Origin of the sequence: Paenibacillus intestini (assembly GCF_030803945.1) — a bacterium.
Lineage (GTDB): Bacteria > Bacillota > Bacilli > Paenibacillales > Paenibacillaceae > Paenibacillus > Paenibacillus polysaccharolyticus.
In genome coordinates this window covers 362,832-385,708 of sequence record NZ_JAURUN010000004.1, presented here as the reverse complement: position 1 = coordinate 385,708, position 22,877 = coordinate 362,832, and the positions used below count along the sequence as shown (strand labels likewise).

At 48.4% G+C, this 22,877-nt stretch carries 18 protein-coding genes and 1 pseudogene; 10 read left to right on the top strand and 9 right to left on the bottom strand.

Annotated elements, in window-relative coordinates:
• Position 1: 1 nt before the first annotated feature.
• Entirely contained in the window at positions 2-1,843 is a 1,842-nt protein-coding gene (cydD, locus tag J2T16_RS14870) for a thiol reductant ABC exporter subunit CydD (protein ID WP_499018598.1), read from the top strand.
• A gap of 1 nt (position 1,844) precedes the next feature.
• The gene (gene cydC, locus J2T16_RS14865; RefSeq protein ID WP_499018597.1) at positions 1,845-3,794 is read left to right on the top strand and encodes a thiol reductant ABC exporter subunit CydC; all 1,950 of its coding nucleotides are present in this window, start codon (positions 1,845-1,847) and stop codon (positions 3,792-3,794) included.
• Here cydC and J2T16_RS14860 read toward each other — a convergent pair.
• Complete coding sequence (locus J2T16_RS14860; protein ID WP_221786633.1) at positions 3,787-4,002, bottom strand: hypothetical protein; 216 nt, start codon at positions 4,000-4,002, stop codon at positions 3,787-3,789. The genes cydC and J2T16_RS14860 overlap by 8 nt on opposite strands.
• 542 nt (positions 4,003-4,544) lie before the next feature.
• On the bottom strand, positions 4,545-5,567 hold the full coding sequence (locus J2T16_RS14855; protein WP_090921682.1) for a LacI family DNA-binding transcriptional regulator: 1,023 nt from the start codon (positions 5,565-5,567) through the stop codon (positions 4,545-4,547).
• A gap of 490 nt (positions 5,568-6,057) precedes the next feature.
• Here J2T16_RS14855 and J2T16_RS14850 point away from each other — a divergent pair, with 490 nt between their 5' ends.
• From J2T16_RS14850 to J2T16_RS14840, 3 genes are all read left to right on the top strand, one after another.
• The gene (locus J2T16_RS14850; protein ID WP_090921683.1) at positions 6,058-7,401 is read left to right on the top strand and encodes an ABC transporter substrate-binding protein; all 1,344 of its coding nucleotides are present in this window, start codon (positions 6,058-6,060) and stop codon (positions 7,399-7,401) included.
• Between the two features lie 167 nt (positions 7,402-7,568).
• A complete protein-coding gene (locus J2T16_RS14845; RefSeq protein WP_090921685.1) occupies positions 7,569-8,462 on the top strand; it encodes a carbohydrate ABC transporter permease in 894 nt (297 codons plus the stop codon).
• Positions 8,462-9,280 (top strand): carbohydrate ABC transporter permease, encoded by an 819-nt coding sequence (locus tag J2T16_RS14840; RefSeq protein ID WP_090921688.1) that lies wholly within the window; start codon positions 8,462-8,464, stop codon positions 9,278-9,280. Before J2T16_RS14845 ends, J2T16_RS14840 begins: the two co-directional genes overlap by 1 nt.
• Before the next feature lie 178 nt (positions 9,281-9,458).
• On the opposite strand, the gene J2T16_RS14835 is transcribed toward J2T16_RS14840, so the two are convergent.
• The 3 genes and pseudogenes from J2T16_RS14835 to J2T16_RS14825 form a co-directional block, all read right to left on the bottom strand.
• Positions 9,459-10,418 (bottom strand): MraY family glycosyltransferase, encoded by a 960-nt coding sequence (locus J2T16_RS14835; protein WP_090921690.1) that lies wholly within the window; start codon positions 10,416-10,418, stop codon positions 9,459-9,461.
• Positions 10,419-10,551: 133 nt separating this feature from the next.
• Positions 10,552-11,405 (bottom strand): annotated as a pseudogene (locus tag J2T16_RS14830) (hypothetical protein).
• Positions 11,405-11,716 carry an ArsR/SmtB family transcription factor gene (locus tag J2T16_RS14825; protein WP_090921693.1) on the bottom strand — a complete coding sequence of 104 codons (312 nt, stop codon included), beginning with the start codon at positions 11,714-11,716 and terminating at the stop codon, positions 11,405-11,407. Before J2T16_RS14825 ends, J2T16_RS14830 begins: the two are co-directional and overlap by 1 nt.
• Before the next feature lie 201 nt (positions 11,717-11,917).
• Between J2T16_RS14825 and J2T16_RS14820 the strand changes: the two genes are divergently transcribed.
• Positions 11,918-12,307 carry a nuclear transport factor 2-like protein gene (locus J2T16_RS14820; RefSeq protein ID WP_221789623.1) on the top strand — a complete coding sequence of 130 codons (390 nt, stop codon included), beginning with the start codon at positions 11,918-11,920 and terminating at the stop codon, positions 12,305-12,307.
• 145 nt (positions 12,308-12,452) lie between these two features.
• Here J2T16_RS14820 and gntK read toward each other — a convergent pair whose 3' ends face one another.
• The 4 genes from gntK to J2T16_RS14800 form a co-directional block, all read right to left on the bottom strand.
• Positions 12,453-14,000: a gluconokinase gene (gntK, locus tag J2T16_RS14815; protein ID WP_499018621.1), complete on the bottom strand. Its 1,548-nt coding sequence runs from the start codon at positions 13,998-14,000 to the stop codon at positions 12,453-12,455.
• A 178-nt stretch (positions 14,001-14,178) separates the two neighbouring features.
• Positions 14,179-15,006: a carbohydrate ABC transporter permease gene (locus J2T16_RS14810; protein WP_221789624.1), complete on the bottom strand. Its 828-nt coding sequence runs from the start codon at positions 15,004-15,006 to the stop codon at positions 14,179-14,181.
• 21 nt (positions 15,007-15,027) lie between these two features.
• Complete coding sequence (locus J2T16_RS14805; RefSeq protein ID WP_339833500.1) at positions 15,028-15,978, bottom strand: carbohydrate ABC transporter permease; 951 nt, start codon at positions 15,976-15,978, stop codon at positions 15,028-15,030.
• Between the two features lie 33 nt (positions 15,979-16,011).
• On the bottom strand, positions 16,012-17,286 hold the full coding sequence (locus J2T16_RS14800) for an ABC transporter substrate-binding protein (RefSeq protein WP_336121687.1): 1,275 nt from the start codon (positions 17,284-17,286) through the stop codon (positions 16,012-16,014).
• Positions 17,287-17,686: 400 nt separating this feature from the next.
• On the opposite strand from J2T16_RS14800, the gene J2T16_RS14795 reads away from it, so the two are divergent.
• The 4 genes from J2T16_RS14795 to J2T16_RS14780 all read left to right on the top strand — a co-directional run bounded on the left by J2T16_RS14795 (position 17,687) and on the right by J2T16_RS14780 (position 22,863).
• On the top strand, positions 17,687-18,460 hold the full coding sequence (locus tag J2T16_RS14795; RefSeq protein ID WP_221789626.1) for a GTP cyclohydrolase II: 774 nt from the start codon (positions 17,687-17,689) through the stop codon (positions 18,458-18,460).
• A 259-nt stretch (positions 18,461-18,719) separates the two neighbouring features.
• On the top strand, positions 18,720-19,289 hold the full coding sequence (locus tag J2T16_RS14790) for a glycerol-3-phosphate responsive antiterminator (protein ID WP_154960817.1): 570 nt from the start codon (positions 18,720-18,722) through the stop codon (positions 19,287-19,289).
• A gap of 22 nt (positions 19,290-19,311) precedes the next feature.
• Entirely contained in the window at positions 19,312-20,799 is a 1,488-nt protein-coding gene (gene glpK / locus J2T16_RS14785; protein WP_336121688.1) for a glycerol kinase GlpK, read from the top strand.
• A 405-nt stretch (positions 20,800-21,204) separates the two neighbouring features.
• Positions 21,205-22,863, top strand: a complete 1,659-nt coding sequence (locus tag J2T16_RS14780) for a glycerol-3-phosphate dehydrogenase/oxidase (RefSeq protein ID WP_336121689.1) — start codon at positions 21,205-21,207, stop codon at positions 22,861-22,863.
• Positions 22,864-22,877 lie beyond the last annotated feature (14 nt).

Here is a 22,877-nt window from a genome sequence, read left to right as displayed (position 1 = left end):
CATGGGACGCGGGCTAATGAAGCTGCCGGGCATCCGGCCGGTACTCGCACTGGCATCTGCGCTGGTGCTCTTGCAGGCGATGACGATTATTATGCAGGCCAAATGGCTGGCACAGGCGATTACGGCGTTGTTCGAAGGTGCCGCGGTTTCGTCACAGTATCCGGTGCTGCTGCTGTTTCTGGCTGCTTTTTCCGCCCGCTATGCCTTGTCATTCTGGTTACAACTTGTCACTACGCGGTATGCGGAGAGAACCGGAACCGATCTGCGTAAACAGATGACGGAACAATGGTTTAGACTCGGGCCACGTTATGCCAAGACAGAAGGTACGGGACATCTGGTGACACTGGCACGTGAAGGGGTTTCCCAATATAAAACGTATCTGGAGCTGTTTATCCCGCGTATGTTGGGCATGGGGTTTATACCTGTTGTCCTTCTGCTTTATGTATTCAAACTGGATACGATGTCCGGTGTGATATTAATGCTGACGCTACCGATTCTGATCGTATTTATGATTCTCATTGGTCTGGCGACTCAGCGTAAGATCGATGGACAATTCAAGTCCTACAAAGCGCTGGCGAATCATTTTGTGGATGCACTGCGTGGACTGGAAACGTTGAAAACGCTGGGGCAAAGCAAAACACACGAAGGCTCCATCATGCAAGTAAGCCAGCGATACCGAAAAGCAACGATGTCCACACTACGTATGGCCTTTTTGTCCTCATTTGCGCTGGATTTCTTCACCATGTTGTCGGTTGCGTCCGTTGCAGTAGGTCTCGGACTCCGGCTTACGGAAGGACATATGTCACTGTTTCCTGCTCTAACGGTATTAATTCTAGCACCTGAGTATTTCCTGCCCGTACGCATGTTGGGTGCGGATTACCACGCGACTCTGGATGGCAAGGAAGCTGGCGAAGCGATTAATCAAGTGATTGAACGAGGCAAGGCCGCAGAACAACGTCAGACAGAGGCTTGTGCAAGTGCATTGGATCAAGCTGAAGTGTTGGGTGAAAATGAAAATGGTTCTGTCTCCTCTTCACAACTGCGAGTGGTATTTAACCGGGATAAACATGGGATGTATGATGTGGCAACTTCATCATCTTGGGGAGAGCATAGCCGATTAGCGCTGAAGGATATTCAGGTTCAGCATGAAGCAGAGGGAGCCTACTCCCTTCAGGATGTTACTTTCCAGCTGAAGGGTCTTGGGAAAATTGGAATCATTGGCGCTAGTGGAGCCGGAAAATCAACGCTCATCGATGTTCTCGCAGGTTTTCAGCTTCCAACAGCCGGACAAGTTCTGGTCAATGGCCAGCCTCTAAGTCTGGAACGGCTCAAGGCCTGGCGTAGCCAGACGGCGGCGATTCCGCAGCATCCGTATATTTTCAGTGGTTCCATTGCGGATAATATTCGTTTTTACATGCCGGAGGCATCCGATGCGGAAGTAGCTCAAGCGGCACAGGTAGCGGGGCTGACAAAGCTATTGTCATCTCTGGCAAATGGACTGCATGAACCGATTGGTGCAGGGGGCAGACAGCTCAGCGGCGGTCAGGAGCAACGTGTAGCGCTGGCAAGAGCTTTGCTGAGTGAACGCAGTGTGCTGTTGCTTGATGAACCTACGGCACATCTGGATGTCGAGACCGAATATGAATTGAAGCAGACGATGTTACCCTTGTTCGAAGGTAAACTTGTCTTTCTGGCAACGCATCGTCTGCACTGGATGCCGCATATGGATCGCATTATTGTCATGGATGGCGGTACGGTAGCGGAGACAGGCACACATCAGGAACTGCTTGCACGAAAAGGGGTATATTATCACATGATTGAAGCGCAGATGGAGGCGATATGAGATGAGATCCGGACACCCAGGGACAGAGACCGAACGAGGCGCACAAGGTGAGAAAAATAGCTGGATTACTCCATACGCGGTACAGTACCGCTGGCGATTGATCGGTGCGATTGCACTGGGCACTTGCGCGGCTCTCTGTGCGGTGATGCTCCTTTTCACCTCCGGATATCTGATCTCCAAGTCTGCGCTGCGTCCTGAAAATATTTTGATGGTCTATGTTCCGATTGTAGGTGTACGTGCCTTTGGTATCTTCCGGGCGGTGTTCCGTTATGTCGAGCGGCTGGCAGGACATGATGCTGTTTTGCGTGTGCTCGCAGATCAGCGAGTGAAGCTCTATCGCATTTTGGAACCACAGGCTCTGTTTCTGCGTTCGCGAATGCAAACCGGTGACGTGCTCGGTGCACTGGCCGATGATGTAGAACGTCTGCAAGATATATATCTTCGTACCGTATTCCCGGCTGTTACAGCACTTGTGATCTACGGAGCGGCTGTACTGGCATTCGGCAGTGTAGATCCGATGTTTGCACTATGGATGGCACTGTATATGTTGTTTATTGTTGCATTGCTTCCTGCAATTTCTTTAAAGCTGACCTGGAGATGGCGTGTGCAGCTCAAAAGAGAAAACAGCAAGCTGTACACACGTCTGACCGACGGCGTACTCGGGCTGGGAGACTGGATTGCCAGTGGCAGAGCGGCAGCGTTCGTGCAATGGCAGGAAGAGGACGAGGAGCATGCTGATCAGATTCGCCGTAGATTGCGTCGCTGGAACCGCTCGCGCGATTTTATTGCGCAATGCTTCATTGGCGGGATGGTTGTTTGGGTGACCATGTGGGCAGGACAAACGACTACAGCGGCCCAGCTACCTGCGGTTATGATCGCGGCATTTGTGCTCGTCTTGTTCCCGCTTACGGAATCACTGCTACCTGTTAACGATGCACTAGGACATATTCCGGATTACCGTGAATCTCTAGATCGATTAAGCAAGTTGGAAGGCTCGGAGGGTAAGGTGCGTCAGAATGGGGAAGAGCAGAAAAAGAAGTCTAAAGTATTGGAGTCTCATAACAGACATCGATCTGGTTCAGTTGCGGTGCAATCGACCGATGATATAGCCGCAGCGGATCGGGGAACGACTGCAGATGGACGAATCCGTCTGCGCATTCCGCCGAAACTGCGCGCGGATATTAGCATTGAGCAAGTGAGTTATCGGTATGAAGCAGAGACAGCATATGCCGTTCAGGATATCTCTCTGCATCTGCCTCAGGGCAAACGTATGGCTATTCTTGGACGTAGCGGTGGTGGTAAATCGACATTACTGAAGCTGATTCAAGGTGCTTTGTCTCCCTCATCCGGCAAGGTTCTAATCAATGATCTGCCTGTAGAGATGCTTGGCGAGAGTATAACCGAAGTGATAGCAGTACTCAATCAGAGTCCACATCTCTTTAATACGACGGTTGCAGGCAATCTGCGGATTGGTCGTCCAGATGCAACGGATGAAGAGATACGTCAGGTCGCTGCACAGGTTGGTCTGGCTGAACTGATCGAGTCTCTGCCACAGGGGTATCAGACACCGATGCTAGAGACAGGACTGCGCTTCTCCGGCGGGGAGCGTCAGCGGATTGCACTAGCCAGGGTGTTGCTACGGAAGACGCCCGTTGTTATTTTTGACGAGCCTACTGTAGGGTTAGATCCCGTGACAGAACGCGAACTGATGCGCACCATGCTGGACAGCCTGCAAGGCAAAACATTAATCTGGGTCACTCACCACCTGATTGGTGCAGAGAAGATGGACGAGATTGTGTTTGTGGAAAATGGAAACATCGTCATGCAGGGTTCTCACGAACAACTGCTGGCTCGGGAAGAACGATATCGCCGACTCCTTGAGCTGGATCGGCCCGGATGGCTGGAGCGGCAGCGCAAATCCCCGCTGCCTCCTGTCGCTACTCTCAAGTAACCGACTGTGGCAGGAGATTATGACCTGTCCGTGAGTGAAGGGATTCCGTCCCTCCACTAGTCTTGTAGATGTCACCGAGTAGCAGATAGGATGCAGGAAAATGACATAATGCAGGTGAATAATGTGAAAAAAGACGAAGCAGGCGCAGTCCTGCTTCGTCTTTTTGTTGTTTGTGCCCGAAGTCGACAATCGCCCGAAGTCTGTCCATTTAGCTCTCATCATGTGCTGACTCGTATCCAATGAACACCCTCGCGCCTGCTTAAGTACTCTCTATCTATTCACTGCCAAGCTACAATGGAAAGGACGTGTATGCCCTTATTGTTATGAAGGTTTCGTTGAGCCGTCTCTATCACCTTTCAGTGTCAGTTATACATCTTTGCCTTGATGACAATGCGGCTAACGATCACAGGTGACCCTATTTGGCCCGTTTTAACTCTTTTCGAATTCTAACGATCACGAGGAACGCTATTTTCTCATTTGTGCCCGAAAACCGTAGTGAACAAGCCGTTTTGGTTCAAATAGCGTCGCTGGTGATCGTTAGAATTTTTACCAAGGCCAAATCCGGCAAATAAGGCTTCTGGTGATCGTTAGCTGAACCATCCATATAATCAGAGCCTCGATTTCAACATATACCTGACATGACAGACGATGTTTCTACTCGACGTCACTCTCAAATCACAGTGCCGCTCAACTTGAATAATGCGATATCCAGTCAAGCAGCCTAGTCCTTCTTTACACTGCCCGACTCTTTTACTGGTATGCCAGCAACGTGCCACAGGATCGGCGCAGTACCAGTTCCGGCTCTACTTTAATGCAACGATTATCCATTTGTTTGTTCATCAGGTCAAACAGGATCATTGCCGCAAGACGTCCAATTTTGTCTGTATCCTGCTTAACGGTCGTGAGTGGAGGATCACTGTAACGACAGGCTTCGATGTCATCACATCCTGCAACAGCAATGTCCTCGGGAACGCGTAATCCCGCCTCTTTAAAGGCTCGTACTGCTCCGAATGCAAGCAAGTCCGTGGCGGCGAATACAGCTCGCGGCAAGACATCTGCTTGTAACAGCTGTTTGGCTGCCTCGTAACCATCGGTAGCGGCATAATCTTGGCTGTATACCAACCATTCCGGTTTCTCTTCGAGACTAAACTGCTTTAGGGATTGTTTAAAGGCTTTTTCCCGATGCTGCATCACGAGGGAGGCGCGCTGGAGCCCGATAAACCCGAGATCCCGATACCCATTCATATAAAATTGTTCCACCACTTTGGTAGAGATTTTTTCGTTATCCGACATGATATAACAGGAGTTCTGTCCATTCATCTCAATGTCAATTCCGATGCACGGAATGGGACTTGCATCAAGGTCAGACACGCTGCTCTCCACCTCATCCCCCGCAATAATAATACAGCCATCCACTTGAAAATATTTGGAACGTGCCAGGTAGTCTTCACCCTGATCTAGGAACTTTTCATTGGAAAAGAAGAGCAGATCATATCCTAACAGGCCGATCTGTTTCTTAAAGGCATTAATGACCTCTACAAAGAAAGGGTGACTGAAATCGACATTCAGTTTCCCTGCAAAGACCACACCCACCAGATTGGACTTTTTAGTTGCCAGTGTTTTGGCGGAAGATGAGGGGCGATAACCCGTTTCCTCCATAATCTTAAGTACGCGTTGGCGTGTCTCTTCACCAATGTCAGGGTAGTTGTTAATAATTTTAGACACCGTTGCAACAGACACACCGGCCAAACGAGCTATCGTTTTGATATTCATTATATATCCCTCAAATTCTAAACTAGTTTCGTAGATTGTGGCTGTGCCTTTTTATTGCTTTCTTGCCAACATTCTATGTCACAAGCTTCTGAGAGTCAATAACAGAAAGGGTGATCGTCGAGGTGATTATGATATGTATGGATATTTTATAAGTATTTTCTCTCAAATCTAACGAAAATACTACTAGATTTTAGTGAAAATAACCTTATTTCCTACAAACAGAGGCTCATTTTAACTAGAGTGGAAGGAAGAGTAGAGGTGGGAAAATAAAGCCAGCGAATAGAGTTTTCGTAAAACAAAGTGTGAATCCACCCATGGAAGAACGCCCAATCCCATATCAGATGCGGTTTTCATCACATATTTTGTAAAAATTCAAATAAACTATTTACAAATTTATCAGGTGAAGTCATAATGAGGGTGTAATTAACGAAACTGATTTCGTAAATTTGTTGAATCGTAAATTAATCTTGAATGGTTGGGGGAAAGTGATATGAAGAGAAAGATTTTATCTATTACACTTGTAACCGCTTTAATGTTTGTACTTGCAGCATGTGGTAACGGTTCGACTGATTCGGATGGGAAGGCGTCTACGGATGGAAACAAAAAAGTGACGTTAAAGATCATTCACTGGCAACAAGAGAATATCAACAATTACATCAAAGAATTTAATAAAAAATTTGAAGAGAAGTACCCGGACGTGAAAGTGGAGTACACAACAGTTCCGGCAGATGCAACGTATGATCAACTAATGCAAACACGGATGAACGCAGGTAACACGGGCGATGTAGATATCATTCCGCTCAAGTCCAGCTTCGTTGGTGCTCCGCAAGACTGGTCCAAGGGTGCGGCTGATCCGATGTGGAAGCAGTGGATCGACGCAGGGCTGATCAGTGACTTGTCTGGTCAGGCCTTTATCAAAAATTATAACGAAGTTGACGTGCAGAACGCGATGACGTACAACGACAAGGTGTACGGTGTCAATATGGGTAAAGTGGCATTCACAGGCCTGTTCTACAACAAAGACCTTTTTGCCAAATACAATCTGCAAGTGCCGACAACATGGGATGAACTGCAAAACGTCATCAAAGTATTCAAAGATAACGGCGTAGAAGCACTCGGCTTCGCAGGTAAAGATGTTTGGCCGATTGGCCTTGCGGTGCAAGGTCTTCAAGCCTCCATCCATGATGATCAACTGAGCTACATCAAAGGTCTGTGGACAGGTCAAACCAAGCTGACTGATCCGGTACAGATTGAAGTATTGCAAAAGGCTCAAACGCTGATGAACAGTGCAATGCCTGGTTTCATGGGGATTGACTACGGCACACTGCCAAGTCTGTTTGCTACAGGTAAGGTGGCTATGATTGCGGACGGTACGTGGGATGCAACGACGATTCAAGCAGCTAACCCTGATCTGAAGTTTGGGTATTTCCCGATTCCGGGCAGTAACGATGCAGCGAAGAACAAAGACTTGGCTGGTAAATACGATATGACCTGGATGGTAGTAGATAAGTCACCAAACAAGGATTATGCGCTGAAGTGGCTTGAAATGCTGTCGGAGAAAGGGAACTATACGGATTTTGTTAATGCAGCCGGATTCCTTCCGACACAGCCTGATGTAGAAATCAAGAGCGAGTTTATCAAAGACATTCAACCATACCTGGAGAACTTCAAGCTTTCCTGGGATCAGCTGTTCATTAATCGTCAGAACGTAGGACAGTACATTGCTGAGTCTAGTGTTCATGCAGAGATGCTTAAACCGGCTGGGCCAATTGCTACACCAGAGGAACTTGCGAGCAAATCGCAAGCAGACTGGGATGCGGCAGCACCGAAATAAACAAATGATTGGACTCGTGTACTAAAGATAGTTCGAGTATCGATCTAAGATTCAATACAGAGTAACCACCGGAATAGCGCTTGGGGTAAGAGCCTTCAGGCCAGCCCGTACCAAGTCAAGCTGTTATTCCGGTTTTTTGGTTTTACCCGATGAAAGGTGTGAGGACGATGTATCCGTTTGGAAAAGGGAAGGCCCGGCTGATTCCTTATCTGTATTTAAGCATTCCACTACTGCTTTATGTCGTGTTTGGTTTTGGTCCATCGCTGGTGACGGTGCTGTTTTCGTTTACCGATGCGACTGGAGTGAGAGGACAAGAGTGGAGCTTTGTCGGTTTCGAAAATTATAAAACCTTCTTTGGCGCATCTAATGCAGGTGACCGGCTGGATGCGATCGGGCGATCCTTATATTTTGCGTTTGCTGTAGTTATCATCCAAAACGCAGTAGGTCTGTTTATGGCCATTCTGATTAACAAAAAGCTTCGAGGCGACAAGCTGTATCGTGCGGTATTCTTTCTGCCCGTGGTGCTTGGTGTAACGGTGTCCGGATTGATCTGGCAGCTCGTAGCAAATCCGCTTGGCGGGCCGGCGCAGTCAATTCTGAATTTCTTTGGCACCAGCTCGAACTTTTTCGGGGATTATAATATTGCCTTTGAGCTGATTATTTTCGTGCAGATCTGGATGTATATGGGGTATTCCATGACCATCTTCCTTGCCGGGCTGCAGACGATTCCGAGTGATCTGTACGAGGCGGCTTATATGGATGGTGCATCGGGATGGAAAGCATTCACTAACATCACGTTCCCGATGATTGCTCCTTCTTTTACCGTGAATATGCTGTTGTCCATCATCGGCGCACTGCAAACCTTTGACATTATCTACGTCCTCACAGGCGGTAAATTTAATACAACAACGCTGGCATTTGACGTGTATGCAACAGCGTTTGGTAGCGGCTCAGCCGATTATGGTCTGGCTTCTGCGGTAGCAATGATTCAGTTCCTGTTTGTGTTTACGATCTCGATGGTCGCGTTGTTCTATCTTCGCAAAAGAGAGGTGGAAGTATAATGAAGCAGAGCAGAACATCAAGAACAATCAGCTACATTATTGTGCTGCTGATGCTTGCGCTATACGTCTTCCCTCTGTTCTATCTGTTTAATGTGTCCATGAAAACACAGACGGAGTATTTACTGAATCCCGTAGCACTTACGGAAGGCATTCGGCTGGAGAACTTTGCCGAAGCATGGACGAAGGGCAGTTTCTCGCAGTACATGTGGAACAGTGTGCTTTACACGGGCATGTCCACACTGCTGACCTTAATTTTGTCCATATTTGCAGCTTTCCCGCTTGCTCGCAGATACGTGAAATTCAGTACGTTGATTTATATTTTCTTTTTGATCTCCATGTATTTGCCGAACCCGTTGATTCCTCAGTTCTCTTTGATCAATCAACTGGGGCTGTATAATACGCAAACGGGTTACATTTTGCTGAAAACGACGGGCACAGGCATTGCGTTTCTGATGTTTGTCGGTTATATCAAATCGGTATCCCGCGAGCTGGATGAGGCGGCTGCCATGGACGGATGCGGATACACCCGTTATCTGTTTACCATCCTTGTTCCGCTAATGAAGCCGATTCTGGCAACAGGCATTATTCTCACAGCCATCGGGGTATGGAATGATATTATTGGGCCGACCATTTATCTGTCTGATCCGAATTATCAGCCGGTTACCAAAGGTTTGTTTACCTTCTATGGGCAGTATATGAATAACTGGCCGCTACTAGCGTGTGGTATTCTGATCGTGACGTTGCCACTGGTTGTGCTGTACGTTGCGTTGCAGCGTTTTATCGTTGGCGGTGCAATGGCGGGTGCGGTTAAATCATAGTTTTTTACGAATAAGAAAAAAACGGCTAATCTTGATGTGTTCTTGATGAGTTGATACTCATGTAACAAGTTATTCAATAACAAAAGAAGCCACCCTCATTCGACATGGGGGTGGCTTCTTGTATTTCTATTGAATCATTCATTGGCATAGCTTGCATTGTGTGATCCAACGACTTTTTTTACATATCGACTAACAATAAAATAATGGAGGACAGACACAGACAAGTGCTGACCAGATAGAGCACGGCAACCACCTGTTTGTGGTTCAAACCGGCACGAAGCAGGCGGTAGTGAGCCTGACTTGCATCGGCTTGATAGATCGCTTTGCCTTGCAGGAAACGTTTGATCACAACAAAAATATTATCGAAAATCGGTACGCCCAGCGCCAGAATCGGAATGAAAATGGACAGCATCGTTGCTTGTTTGAATGCACCGTCAAGTGCGATAACCGCTAGAATGAAGCCTAGGAACGTAGCGCCGGCATCGCCCATAAACACTTTGGCTGGAGCCTTGTTATATTTGAGATAACCAAGCGTTACCCCAACTAAAGTAATGGACATCAGTGCTGAATCGCTCTGGCCCTTAGTGATCGCTACAATAAATAGCGTGATCGCCGAGATCGCGGATAAACCACCAGCCAGTCCATCCATACCATCCGAGAAGTTAATCACCGTCGTAACTCCGAAAATCCACAGGATCGTCAGAATGAATTGCAACCAGATCGGCAGGAGCACATACTCTGCATTGAACGGATTCACGAATCCGGTAAACGCAATACCAGAAGCAAAAACGAGCACTGCAGCGGAGACTTGAATAATCATTTTAGGTAGCGCAGGAAAGTCTTTTCCTTTGGTTTTGTACCAGTCATCAATCGTACCGATCGTCAGGAGAAGCATGCCGCCCGCAACCAATGCGGCTGTCTCCCAGGTCAATTCTTTAGTAAGAGCAATGTATGTCAGGAAAAATCCAGTAAATATCGCGTAGCTAGCGGTCAGTGGTATCGGTTGTCTGTGTAGCTTACGCTCCACATCTTCCCGGGGCTTGTCCACAAAATCCAGCTTGTGCGCCAGTCGGCCCAGCGGCGGAATCAGCAGAACCACGACAGCAAAAGACAATATGAAAGCCAGTATGTACATCATAAACTCGCTTGGTTCACTCCCATCATCCTCATTTCCTCTTATTATACGAGTTCAACCCGAAATCTGTCGATATCAGTATTGTAACCTGGAGCATGGATGGTCATGCGAATCAGATGTAATAGATGAAACCAATCTAGAGGTTACTTGGAGGCAGATAAGGGCCAAAGTAATCAAGTACGTTTTCGGCATGATACCCATCATCGCCCTGCCAAGAAGCGACAAAGATAAAGTCGCCTGAACCACCTTTACGTTTTCTTGGCGTATCCATAGGAACGAGAATACCAGCGGCCGCCCAGATTTCTAGTAGTGAATCCCGTTCTTGTTTACTGGATGGTACACAATCCTTCCACTTTTTCTCCAGGGAGCGTGCACTGTCCGTTGGATCTCCTGTCTGTGAGGCTTCCAGCATCTTGGCAAGAATCGTTCGGTCTTCCTCAGTCACTTCGTAAGGGGAAATGTGATTGCTCTCCGTGCTGTTGCTACTGTTATCGTTGTAATCCTGAAGCAGTAACTCCAGATCCATCAGGCAGTAGAGCAACCAACCGTGCCGTACCCCGCTCCATTTGATTCGTTCAAAATTGAGCACGTTTAAATCTGCATCCACATATTGTTTATCCGATTGTAAACGAAGGAAGTTACAGTCCCCGCAGGCACTTGTATTGGCATGTAAAGCCGGGCGTTCACCGTAGGTATGCAGAGGCATGTTTCGTGTCAAAGCCCAGCTGGATAATGCGCTGCGCAGATACACTTTTTTGGTGGATAGACTGTGTAGAAAGGCTGCAATGACGCGCTCTTTAAGCGCAGGGTTCTGATGCATGTGATGCAGACGCTCTACGATCTCGTCATGGCTGATCGTGAGCGGGTCGAACATGACGCCCTTGCTTTTGGCATATTCGAAATCATCACCCGAAAAGGGGGCATGGGTGATTTCCAACCGCCACCGCCCCAGAATGTACTCATTAGAATCTTGATTGCCTTTTTATCCATTAATCTGAGCCTCCTGTTTGTAGAATCATAGCGACCAGTCCTGGAAAACGTGCAATGAGTTCGTCCTTTCTAAGGGAATAAAAGTGGTGTTTGCCTTCAATACGTGGCTGAATAATGCCAGCTTCTCGCAGGATTTTGATATGGTGGGACAACGTGGATTTGGAGATATGGTCGACTTCAAAAGCCGAGCAATTTTTCTCACCCGAGCTCGCCAGGCAGTATGCGATTTTCATGCGAATGGGGTCACCGAGTGCATTGCAGACTGTGGTCAAACTCATCTCCGAAGCGGTAGGTATCGTTATAGTTCTCATAAGATAGACGTTAGCATAGTTGGCTATTTCTTTCAATGTTCGAAAAATTTCGAAATATGTATTGCGATTCGGTAAGCTAGTGTGATACAGTTCTTATCGTAATAATTAGTTCGAAATTATTCGAATTGATAGCATGTGCTGAGCATACGGTATGAAATATTTCATTCGAGACAGCAAGAGACAACAGGAGGCTAACCATTGATGAATACAGCAGCGAACATTACGATGTTGAATAACTATTTCCGATTATTTGATGCTTCACGAACAGATAAACAGGCTATGCAGGACTTGTTATCCCTGTTTACGCCAGATGCCGAGATTGTGTTGAATGGCACCAGTCATGCCGGGTTTGAGGGGTTTATGAAAGCCTTTTATGATTATAACCAAGACATTAAACATATGTGGGATGCCTGGGTGCCCCAGCCGGACGGTAGTTATCAAACCAATTGGGCTGTGTGCGGACAAGCAGCGGATGGATCGGTGTATGCGAAGACGGGCGTGGATATTGCGCGTGTGAATGATGCAGGCCAGATTGTATACTTGGAAAATGTACAAGCGGACGAGAATGCGTTCAGCAAATATAATTCGTAGGTGTGTTATAAACCTCACGGCTTTAAGCTGTGGGGTTTATTTGTATCTTGGAGAGTGTGTACACCTTATCATGGACATATTTTCTTGAAAAAAAGATGGAATGAAACAGGCCCTTCCCCTCTTTAGAATAGGGAAGAGCCTTCATTTACTGCATCATTCGATTCTGGAACGCCGCGATATCGGCATATTCCTCTTCGAATTTGCGTGAGATGCGGATGAAGATCGGCAACAGTTCGCGATACACACGTACACGTTCCGGGTGTGGCTTATGGCGGTGTGTCGAGCCAATCATGCCGGAAACGGCGCTCAGGGAATCGATGCGGCCTGTGGCATACAGCCCGAGCACAGCAGCACCAAGGCAGGAACTCTCGATGCTTTCCGGAATGATGACATCCTGATCGAATATATCGGCCATCATCTGGCGCCACAGCTCGGAGCGGGCGAAGCCGCCGGTGGCCTGAATCTTTTTCGGACGACCAATCTTCTCCTCAATCGCGAGCATAACCGTGTACAGGTTAAACAGCACACCTTCCAGCGCGGCACGGATCATATGCTCCTTCTTGTGATGCAACGTCAGGCCGAAAAACGATCCGCGTGCGTTCGGGTTCCAGAGAGGTGCGCGCTCCCCGGTCATATAGGGGTGAAACAACAGTCCGTCTGAACCTGGCGGTACATTTTCAGCGACACGTGTCAGGACTTCATACGGATCGATCCCGAGACGTTTTGCCGTCTCCACCTCAGAGGCCGCGAACTCATCCCGAATCCAGCGGAAAATTACGCCGCCATTGTTCACCGGACCGCCGATGACCCATTGATCTTCCGTTAGCGCATAACAGAAGAAACGTCCTTTTGGATCGGTCACTGGTTTGTCTACGACCGTACGAATTGCCCCGCTGGTGCCGATCGTCACAGCAACAACCCCTGGGTCAATGGCATTCACGCCCAGATTCGAGAGCACGCCGTCGCTTGCCCCAATCACAAACGGAGTTGTTTCCGCGATACCCATCGCTTTGGCATATTCGGGGTTAAGCCCCTCTTTTAATACATGAGTTGTGGGTACAAGGCTGGACAGATGCTCCGGCGTAATGCCAGCAACATGCAATGCTTCCGCATCCCATTCGAGTTTTTCCAGATTCATAAGTCCGGTGGCAGAGGCCATCGAATGATCGATAACAAATTCAGAGAATAGCTTGTAGAAAACATATTCCTTCATGGAGATCAATTTATGTGTCTGCCTGAATAAGTCCGGTTCTTCTCGGGTGAGCCACATCATTTTAGTCAGTGGAGACATGGGATGAATGGGTGTACCCGTTCGGAGGTAGATTTTATGTCCGTTCATCTCCGATTTGAGTGCTTCTGTCCACTCGGCACTGCGATTGTCTGCCCATGTCATTGCTCGCATCAACGGTTTGCCTTGTGCATCTACAGGCAGAATGCTATGCATGGCCGAGCTGAACGAAACAAACAGAATGTCGTCCGGCTGTACCCCAGCTTTAGAGGTAGCTTGTTGCACGGAGGAAATAACTGCTTGGAAAATGTCCTCTGCATCCTGCTCTGCAATCGCGGGTGTTGGTGTGTATAACGGATAATCTGCACCGCCTTGCGCCACGATGCTACCGTCTTGCTTGAACAACACAGCCTTGGTTGAGGTTGTGCCGATATCTACGCCGATCATATAAGGTGAAGCCGCCATGGTGATCATCCCTCTTCCATTTCAATATCCAAGCTTATATAAAGTCTGGTATCTCATCTATAGAATAAGAATATCAGACTTGAAGGAAGGATCAAAATGGCTTCATATCGGTACTTTGCTCCCAGTGCTCTGGTTATCTCTCATCCCCCTCATCCCTCTCATACCTACCTCACCTCAGTTAATCCTTCACCGCTCCTGCCGCAATGTCCGAGATAAACTGGCGGCTGATGAACAGGAACATGATGATGAGTGGAAGAACGGCAAGCAGTGTACCTGCAATGACCATCGCATAGTCCGTGTTATAGAGTCCGTTTAATTGAGACAATGCAATCTGCAACGTGTACTTGCGTGCATCTGTCAGTACAATTAGCGGCCACAGGTAGTCATTCCACACGCCGATAAAGGTGAATGCACCAAGAAAGGCAAATGCTGGCCGCAGAATCGGCAATGCGACGTTCCAATACAAGCGAAAGAAATTGCATCCGTCGATCCGCCCTGCATCGAGCAGATCGTTTGGGATGGATTCCGTCGCATACTGACGGATCCAGAAGATGCCGAAGGCATTGACCATGCCCGGAATAATGAGGGCTTTGAAGGAACCTACCCACCCGAACGTGGCCATCAGCACGAAGGAAGGCACCAGCGACAGCTGGGAAGGCACCATCATGGTGGCGAGCAGCAGGACGAAGAGCCATTTTTTGCCCGGAAACTCAAACTTCGCAAACGCAAATCCCGCCAGTGAATCAAAAAATAACACCAGAATGGTTACTACACCTGATACAAACAAGGTATTCAGAAAGGCTCCCCAAAAATCAATCTGCTGCAAAACCCGTGTAATATTGTTCCACAGTTCACCGCCGAACCAGAGCTGGGGCGGAAACTTGTAAATGTCGGACGTTGTTCGGGTGGACATAACAATGAGCCAATAGAACGGGAACATGGATAGAAGCATGCCACCGATCAGGCCGGTATACAGCACCAGCGACTTGAGATGTTTGGACGCCATGAGCGCTCCCCCCTTGTCACATCAGGATGATTTGCCTTGAACAAGCTTCCAGTTCACGATGGAGAACAGGGCGATAATCAGGAACATGCCCCATCCAACGGCTGCACCGTATCCAAAATAATTGTTGATAAAGGATTCACGATACAAGTAAAGTACGATGGTCATACCAGCTGCTCCGGCACCTCCGTCATTGCCCACCAGCACCTGCGGTTCAGTGAACAGTTGCATGCCGCCAATCGTAGATGTAATGACCGTGAACAGAATGACCGGACGCAGCATCGGAATGGTAATACGGAAGAAGGATTGCACAGCGGATGCCCCGTCGATTCTGGCCGCTTCATACAGCGTCTGCGGGATGCTCTGAAGTCCGGCTAGATAGATAATGGCGTTATAACCGGTCCAGCGCCAGACCACCATGGAGGAGATAGCGATTTTGATGCCCCAGGGAGCATTCAGCCACTCGACGACCGGGAGGCCGACCGACTGCAGAAGATAGTTAAGGAAGCCATAATTGTTTGCGAACAATGCCCCGAAGATGATGGCTACCGCCACAATTGATGTGACGTTGGGCAGAAAGTAACCGACCCGGAACAAGGTACGGAATTTGATGAAAGGCGCATGTAGTAGAAACGCAATAATAAGAGCGAAGAAAAGCATCGGAATGGTCGAATAGATCCAGATCATCAACGTGTTGCCAACCGCTTGCCAGAACTCGACATCGGTGAGCATATATTTAAAATTGTTCAAGCCGTTATACGTCATCACACCGATTCCATCCCATTTGTGGAAAGCCAGATACAGTGAGAATGCGATCGGGAATAGACCGAACACGGCGAACAGAATGTAAAAAGGCGAGATGGCAACATAGAGCGCACGATGCTCCCATATACGGGCCCAAAGTGATTTTTGCCGGTCCAGATCAGGCTGGAACGGCCCGGAATCAGGGGACGTGCGAGGTTCGGTGACAGCCATAACAACTCCTCCTTTACGGATCACATGCATGCTTTAACGCTGTAATTCCCGCTCGACGCGGTGCACCGTATCTGACCAGACTTGCTGTGGATCAGCGTTCTGTTTGGCAATATCGTTCAGCCGACGGGTGATGATATTGTGTACCGAAGGGTATCGTTCACCAAAAAAAGCATCAGGCACATGCTGTGCGGATTCAGCGAATACCGGGCCTGTTGCTTGCCCGCCGAAGAAAGGTTCCTCTTCTTTCATGGCTGGTTTATCAAACACACCTGGAGCTGACGGGAACAGGTTGAGCGTCTGATACTGCTCCAGTTGGTTCTCTGGACTTTGCAGCCAGCGAATCAATTCAAAGGCTTCTTTCGGATGTTTGCTTGATTTTAAAATGGAGAGAAAGGAGCCGCCGTTATTGCCATCTCCCCCAGGAGCTCGGGCAACACGCCATTTACCCGAAGTGTCTGGTGCCGCCTCCTGAAGCACCTGCTTCATCCAGACTGCACCAACGAACGAGGCAATCTCGCCGTTATTCATTGCTGCATTCCAGGTGGGTGTCCAGCCGTCAGCGTTAGCAAGCAGTCCCTTTTCCTTAAAAGCAACGGCTGTGTCCCAGCTTTTGCGTACAGCAGGAGAATCCATGCCGATAAACGACCCGTCAGGACGGAAATACCGTTCTGCAGCTTGAGAAAGCACCTGATTGTAAACGCTTCCGATATTATCGGTCAGAAAAACCTTTCCGCCAAACTTCTCCTTAATCTGCTCTCCGGCAGCAGCGTAGGCATCCCAGTTATCAATCTGGCGTGCAACTTGCTCCGGTTCGGAAGGTAGCCCTGCTTCCTTGAACAAGTCTGCACGATAGAAAAGTGCTGTCGGCCCCGTGTCCATCGGAAAGCCGATCATCTGTCCATTTGGCGTCACGCCCTGCTTCCATTTCCACGGCAAATACTGGTCTTCGACCTCTCCTGCGCCTAGATCATACAGGTTATAGAAGCGATCCTCGCTCGGGAATAACTCCATGATCCAGTCGTTAAGTGCAACGATATCTGGCTCGCCTGAGCGTGCAGCGAGGGTGGTTTTGAGCTTGGCTTTGAAATCCCCACCGATCTTCTGGGCAGTCAGTTCAATATTCGGGAATTCCTCTTTGGCCTTGGCAATGAGTTTGTCGTCAATGGATCGATTCCAATACCACAATGTAAGCGCTACCTTTTTACTGGATGCTGAATCATCCTGTCCCGGCCAGATGGAGCATCCGCTGATTAGCAGGACACAGACCATGATGATGGCTATCCAACAGGTTCTTCTACGGCGGTTCATAGGCTAACCCCCTCATCATTAGGTTTGACGCAAGAAGTATCAGAGACTAAGGCTGGGCTTCGTGGACTACACCAATAGTGTATGAGTAGTTTCTAAACTCATACCCAATTTTCCTTAAATGAAACACATGGGTTGTGTCCATTACCTAACATAAAATTAGTAGTTACTTTAAAAATAAAAGTTACTTGACACAATATAATTTTTATTCTAAACTAACTTACATTAAGTAACTAATTATAGTGAGGATTATATAGATACGTAATATTTCGCTGTGAGCAGAGCTTGAAAATAAGACGTTTTAATGTATTACGTCAGTAAGTGATCCAAAATCAAAGCGGATGCGAATGCATAATATTATGAGACATTTTGAGATGAAGATGCTTAACAGGAGGAACGAACGATGATCAATTCACATATTATTCAACTGCTTGCCCCTAAAATCCAGACTTTTCCGAGCGGAAAAGAATTCATACATTTGGTGGGACCGATTAAACTGCCGGTCAATCTGGATGGGGAAACGAGAACATTTCAATGGTACAGCTGGCTGAAAACGGACAAAGCGATGGAAAGCGGCGAGCTAATCGCATCTCTTGCGGGTGCTGAACTGGCAGAGCGTCAGCAATCCAGCGTGCTGGTGTATGGCGATTTTGCTGAGGCGCAGGATGCGCTGATTCGTATGCATAGCATCTGTCACACAGGCGATATCTTCGGCAGCAAACGCTGTGACTGCGGATTCCAACTGGAGCAGTCCATGAAGATGATTGCGGCACATGGCGCAGGTGCGCTGTTCTATCTTGCGAATCATGAAGGACGGGGCATTGGCCTGTTCAGCAAAGCAATGGCTTACATTTTGCAGGAAGAAGGTCTGGATACAGTAGATGCGAACCTGCAACTTGGCTTCACGGATGATGCGCGTAATTATGACGATGCGATTGCTGTATTGCGTGCACTTCGGTCAGCTCCGGTTACGTTGATCACGAATAATCCACGTAAGCTGGCTGCACTGCAGGAAGCAGGACTCAATGTGGGCGGACGCGTTCCGCTCTGGGGAGATCGGTCGGCATTTAATGAGAAGTATCTGCAAACGAAAGTGAAGCGTTCAGGTCACCTGGCGGAAAGCGATAGCTGGACAGAGACGGCGACAGAGACACGTGTTCCACATGCACAGGCTTGATTGATTAAGAATAAATATTTGGATTTACATGGTAATTTATAGTGATCATACGTTGGTTGTAATGTATACGGGCTGTTACGGTGCTTTTCATATTGAAAAGTGCAGTAGCAGTCTTTTTGCGGTGTAAGATAATTTGCCGGGAGGAATATGCGGTATGTCGCCTGAATTCTTGAATTTGGTGACTTCCCCCAAATCACTTGCCGTTGGTGTGTGACGAATTATACAATATAGACATCTGATGAATGCAGGGGGAACGATGGTGGCATTTGAGGGACAACGTATTTTGCCAGCGGCGAAGAGTATGAAGCAGTTTGAAGCAATCATCGAAGGCCCATATACTTACGGGGTCATGTTAGAAACGCATATTGCACAACTGCAAAGTATGATGGACCAGGCTCGGCGGTATGGGAAGAAGATTTTGCTACATGCCGATCTGGTGCAAGGGCTGAAAAACGACGAGTACGCCGCAGAGTATCTGTGCCAGCATATTCGTCCGGCTGGACTGATCTCCACAAGGGCCAGCATCATCCAGAAAGCGAAACAAAAAGGCATTACGGCGATTCAGCGGGTGTTCCTGCTGGATACCCATGCACTGGAGAAAAGTTACCAATTGGTTGCCAAAACACAGCCCGACTATATCGAGGTATTGCCTGGAGTCATTCCGCATATTATTGCGGAGGTGTCTGAACGGACAGGTATTCCCATCATTGCAGGGGGGCTGATTCGTACACCTGAAGAAGTGGAACTTGCACTCGGTGTGGGAGCGGCGGCTGTAACGACATCCAATGATGATTTGATCAAGTATTTTGGGAAAACGCTTACATTATAATTACACACTGGAGGCACAAGGTATGGAAAAATTTATTTTGGCTCTGGACCAGGGCACAACTAGCTCCCGGGCAATTCTGTTTAACCATAGCGGCGAGATTGTGCATATGGCACAGCAAGAGTTCCCGCAGTATTTTCCCAAACCGGGCTGGGTAGAGCAAAATGCCAACGAAATCTGGAGTTCGATCCTCGCCGTAATGGCATCCTGTCTGGCGGAGAGTGGCATCAAACCTGCACAGATTGCAGGTATCGGCATCACCAATCAACGGGAAACCGCAGTGGTGTGGGATAAGCAAACCGGCAGACCGATCTATAACGCAGTGGTATGGCAGTCCATACAGACAGCATCCATCTGTGATGAGTTGAAAACGCAAGGGCTGGACGACCTGTTTCATCAGAAAACAGGCTTGCTGATTAACCCCTATTTTTCGGGTACAAAAGTAAAATGGATTCTGGATCATGTCCCTGGTGCACGTGAACGGGCGGAGAAAGGGGAGTTACTGTTCGGCACCATCGACAGTTGGTTGATCTGGAAACTCAGTGGCGGTACCCATGTTACGGACGTTTCGAATGCTTCGCGCACCCTGATGTATAACATCTATGAGTTGCAGTGGGATGATAAATTGTTGGATATTCTGGATATCCCTAAGGCGATGCTGCCTGAAGTGCGGGGCTCTTCCGAGATATATGCACATACGACAGATTACCATTTCTTCGGCCACAGGGTTCCGATCGCGGGTGCGGCAGGGGATCAGCAGGCTGCATTGTTTGGTCAGAGATGTTATATCCAGGGGAGTATGAAAAATACATACGGTACCGGATGTTTCATGTTGATGAACACGGGCGAGGAGCCTGTACAATCGGATCACGGGCTGATTACAACGATTGCCTGGGGTGTGGATGGTAAAGTTCAATATGCGCTGGAAGGCAGCATTTTCGTAGCAGGTTCAGCCGTGCAGTGGCTGAGGGACGGTCTTCGCATGCTTCGTTCGTCCAAAGACAGTGAGGACTATGCGAAGCGAGTGCCTTCGACGGACGGGGTCTATATGGTGCCTGCCTTTGTGGGACTCGGAAGCCCGTATTGGGACAGCGATGTGAAAGGAGCTGTATTTGGCCTTACTCGTGGCACTACGAAGGAGCATTTTATCCGCGCGACACTTGAGGCGCTGGCTTATCAGACCAAGGATGTACTGGAGGCCATGGTGACCGATTCTGGATACCCCGTACATACGTTACGTGTTGACGGAGGTGCTGCGGCGAATGATTTCCTGATGCAATTCCAGAGTGATATTCTGGGCATTCCTGTGGAGCGTCCATCAGTGAACGAAACGACAGCTCTCGGTGCAGCCTATCTTGCGGGCCTAGCCGTGGGGTTCTGGTCAAATACAGAAGAACTGAATCAACATGATCATACGGAGCGAGTCTTTGAGTCTGTGATGGCCCAGGACGAGCGGGAGCAGCTGTATTCGGGTTGGCAGCGAGCGATCAAGGCGGCCATGGCTTTTAAATAAAATAGAATTACGTCTTCCTCATTATAGGCAAATGGTTATTTGTACTTTTTCGTTAAACATATGTTATAAATGATATTTACTGGTGGAAAATGATACTTAATTTACAGGGATTATATTCCTGGATGGAGAGAAAGTATTGTCCACAATAAGGAAAATTGTAGAGTTAGTGGGTTGCTTTGAAATTCCATCCTTGCACAAAAAAAGTTTTTTAAATTTTTTTGAATAATGTGTCAAATCAGGCCTTCACGCCACCGAAAATCTGTGATAGGATTAGGTTACAAGTTAAAAAATGATGTCTGGAGATCGGGAGGGACCACGTGCGTTCAGCAATTGCTGAACGAATGACGTGGTCCTTTTTTTGTTGTTTTTTAGAGAAAAATAAGGGAAATTATGGAGGGTTTTTACATGACAGCAACGTTCTCGGCGGCAAAACGAACCGAATACATGGAACAAATGTCGAATGCACATTTTGACGTATTGGTGATTGGTGGCGGCATTACAGGTGCCGGCATTGCACTGGATGCGGCATCTCGTGGATTGAAGACGGGACTGGTGGAGATGCAGGATTTCGCGGCAGGCACATCGAGTCGTTCCACAAAACTGGTTCATGGCGGCTTGCGCTACCTGAAGCAGTTTGAAGTGAAGATGGTAGCCGAGGTTGGAAGAGAGCGGGCGGTGGTTTATGAGAATGGGCCACATGTAACAACACCGGAACCGATGTTATTGCCCATATACACGGGAGGCACGTTTGGCCGTTTCAGTACATCTATGGGTCTGATGGTGTACGACCGACTTGCTGGAGTGAAGCGCAGTGAACGTCGCCAGATGCTGAACGCCAGTGATACATCTGCAAGTGAGCCTCTGCTGCGGAAGCAGGGACTGCTGGGAGGCGGACGTTATGTGGAGTACCGGACGGATGATGCGAGACTTACGATTGAAGTCATGAAGGAAGCAGTGCGGCACGGGGTGCTGGCTGTTAATTATATGAAAGCAACTTCTTTTCAGAAGGAGAATGGAACGATAACAGGCATCCATGTGATGGATCAACTAAACGGGAATCGTTACAAACTTATGGCGAAAAAAGTAATCAATGCTTCAGGGCCATGGGTGGATACCCTCCGTGAAGTGGATGGCTCACGCCAGGGTAAAACGCTACAGATGACCAAAGGCATTCATCTGGTATTTGACGGCGCACGATTCCCGCTACGGCAAGCGGTTTATTTTGATACGCCAGATGGACGTATGGTCTTTGCGGTGCCGCGGGATGGCAAAACCTATGTAGGTACAACCGATACAGTATTCCGTGATGACCCGGCTCATCCGTTAATTTCGGAATCAGACCGTGATTATGTCATTGATGCAGTGAACGGCATGTTCCCGGATGTCCAGATTCGTGCAGAGGATGTGGAGTCAGGCTGGGCAGGCGTGCGTCCACTGATCCATGAGGAGGGCAAGGGCCCTTCAGAGATTTCGCGTAAGGATGAAGTCTGGGTATCGGATTCCGGCCTGATTACCATTGCTGGAGGTAAATTGACGGGGTATCGCAAAATGGCCGAGATGGTCGTGGATCTGGTTGCGCGTCAGATGCAACAAGAGTTTGGTTACACCCCGGGACCTTGTGTAACCAAAAAGATGCCGATCTCCGGGGGGGATGTTGGCGGTTCGGCCGGATACGTCACGTACACCGAACGCAAGATCAAGGATGGCGTTGCGCTAGGTCTGGACCGGAAAGCGGCGGAACGGCTTGCCCGTACGTACGGCTCCAACGTGGATGCGCTGTATGAGCGCATGCCTGACCCGCGAGCCAAGGCAGAGCTTCACGGCATGTCGCAAGAGCTTTTGCTGATGCTTCGTTACGCGATGGAGGAAGAGATGACGGCAACGCCAGCCGATTTCTGGGTACGGCGAACGGGTGATTTATTTTTCCGCATCGATGAGGTACGCCGTTATAGATCAGCAGTCAGCATGTATATGGCAGAACAGCTTGGCTGGTCAGAACAGCAGGTAGCAACCTACGCTAAGGAATTGGATCAACTGTTGCTGGAAGCATCCGGCAAGAGCTAGGGGAGCAGGAATTT

What these genes read in the sequence shown, in the direction of transcription:
- J2T16_RS14795 (WP_221789626.1), top strand. Translation starts at nt 17,687, where the DNA reads ATGATCAATTCACATATTATTCAACTGCTTGCCCCTAAAATCCAGACT.
- J2T16_RS14800 (WP_336121687.1), bottom strand. Translation starts at nt 17,286, where the DNA reads ATGAACCGCCGTAGAAGAACCTGTTGGATAGCCATCATCATGGTCTGT.
- J2T16_RS14860 (WP_221786633.1), bottom strand. Translation starts at nt 4,002, where the DNA reads ATGGACAGACTTCGGGCGATTGTCGACTTCGGGCACAAACAACAAAAA.
- J2T16_RS14810 (WP_221789624.1), bottom strand. Translation starts at nt 15,006, where the DNA reads ATGGCGTCCAAACATCTCAAGTCGCTGGTGCTGTATACCGGCCTGATC.
- J2T16_RS14805 (WP_339833500.1), bottom strand. Translation starts at nt 15,978, where the DNA reads ATGGCTGTCACCGAACCTCGCACGTCCCCTGATTCCGGGCCGTTCCAG.
- cydC (WP_499018597.1), top strand. Translation starts at nt 1,845, where the DNA reads ATGAGATCCGGACACCCAGGGACAGAGACCGAACGAGGCGCACAAGGT.
- J2T16_RS14835 (WP_090921690.1), bottom strand. Translation starts at nt 10,418, where the DNA reads ATGATGTACATACTGGCTTTCATATTGTCTTTTGCTGTCGTGGTTCTG.
- J2T16_RS14850 (WP_090921683.1), top strand. Translation starts at nt 6,058, where the DNA reads ATGAAGAGAAAGATTTTATCTATTACACTTGTAACCGCTTTAATGTTT.
- J2T16_RS14820 (WP_221789623.1), top strand. Translation starts at nt 11,918, where the DNA reads ATGAATACAGCAGCGAACATTACGATGTTGAATAACTATTTCCGATTA.
- J2T16_RS14845 (WP_090921685.1), top strand. Translation starts at nt 7,569, where the DNA reads ATGTATCCGTTTGGAAAAGGGAAGGCCCGGCTGATTCCTTATCTGTAT.
- J2T16_RS14840 (WP_090921688.1), top strand. Translation starts at nt 8,462, where the DNA reads ATGAAGCAGAGCAGAACATCAAGAACAATCAGCTACATTATTGTGCTG.
- gntK (WP_499018621.1), bottom strand. Translation starts at nt 14,000, where the DNA reads ATGGCGGCTTCACCTTATATGATCGGCGTAGATATCGGCACAACCTCA.
- J2T16_RS14780 (WP_336121689.1), top strand. Translation starts at nt 21,205, where the DNA reads ATGACAGCAACGTTCTCGGCGGCAAAACGAACCGAATACATGGAACAA.
- cydD (WP_499018598.1), top strand. Translation starts at nt 2, where the DNA reads ATGGGACGCGGGCTAATGAAGCTGCCGGGCATCCGGCCGGTACTCGCA.
- glpK (WP_336121688.1), top strand. Translation starts at nt 19,312, where the DNA reads ATGGAAAAATTTATTTTGGCTCTGGACCAGGGCACAACTAGCTCCCGG.
- J2T16_RS14825 (WP_090921693.1), bottom strand. Translation starts at nt 11,716, where the DNA reads ATGAGAACTATAACGATACCTACCGCTTCGGAGATGAGTTTGACCACA.
- J2T16_RS14855 (WP_090921682.1), bottom strand. Translation starts at nt 5,567, where the DNA reads ATGAATATCAAAACGATAGCTCGTTTGGCCGGTGTGTCTGTTGCAACG.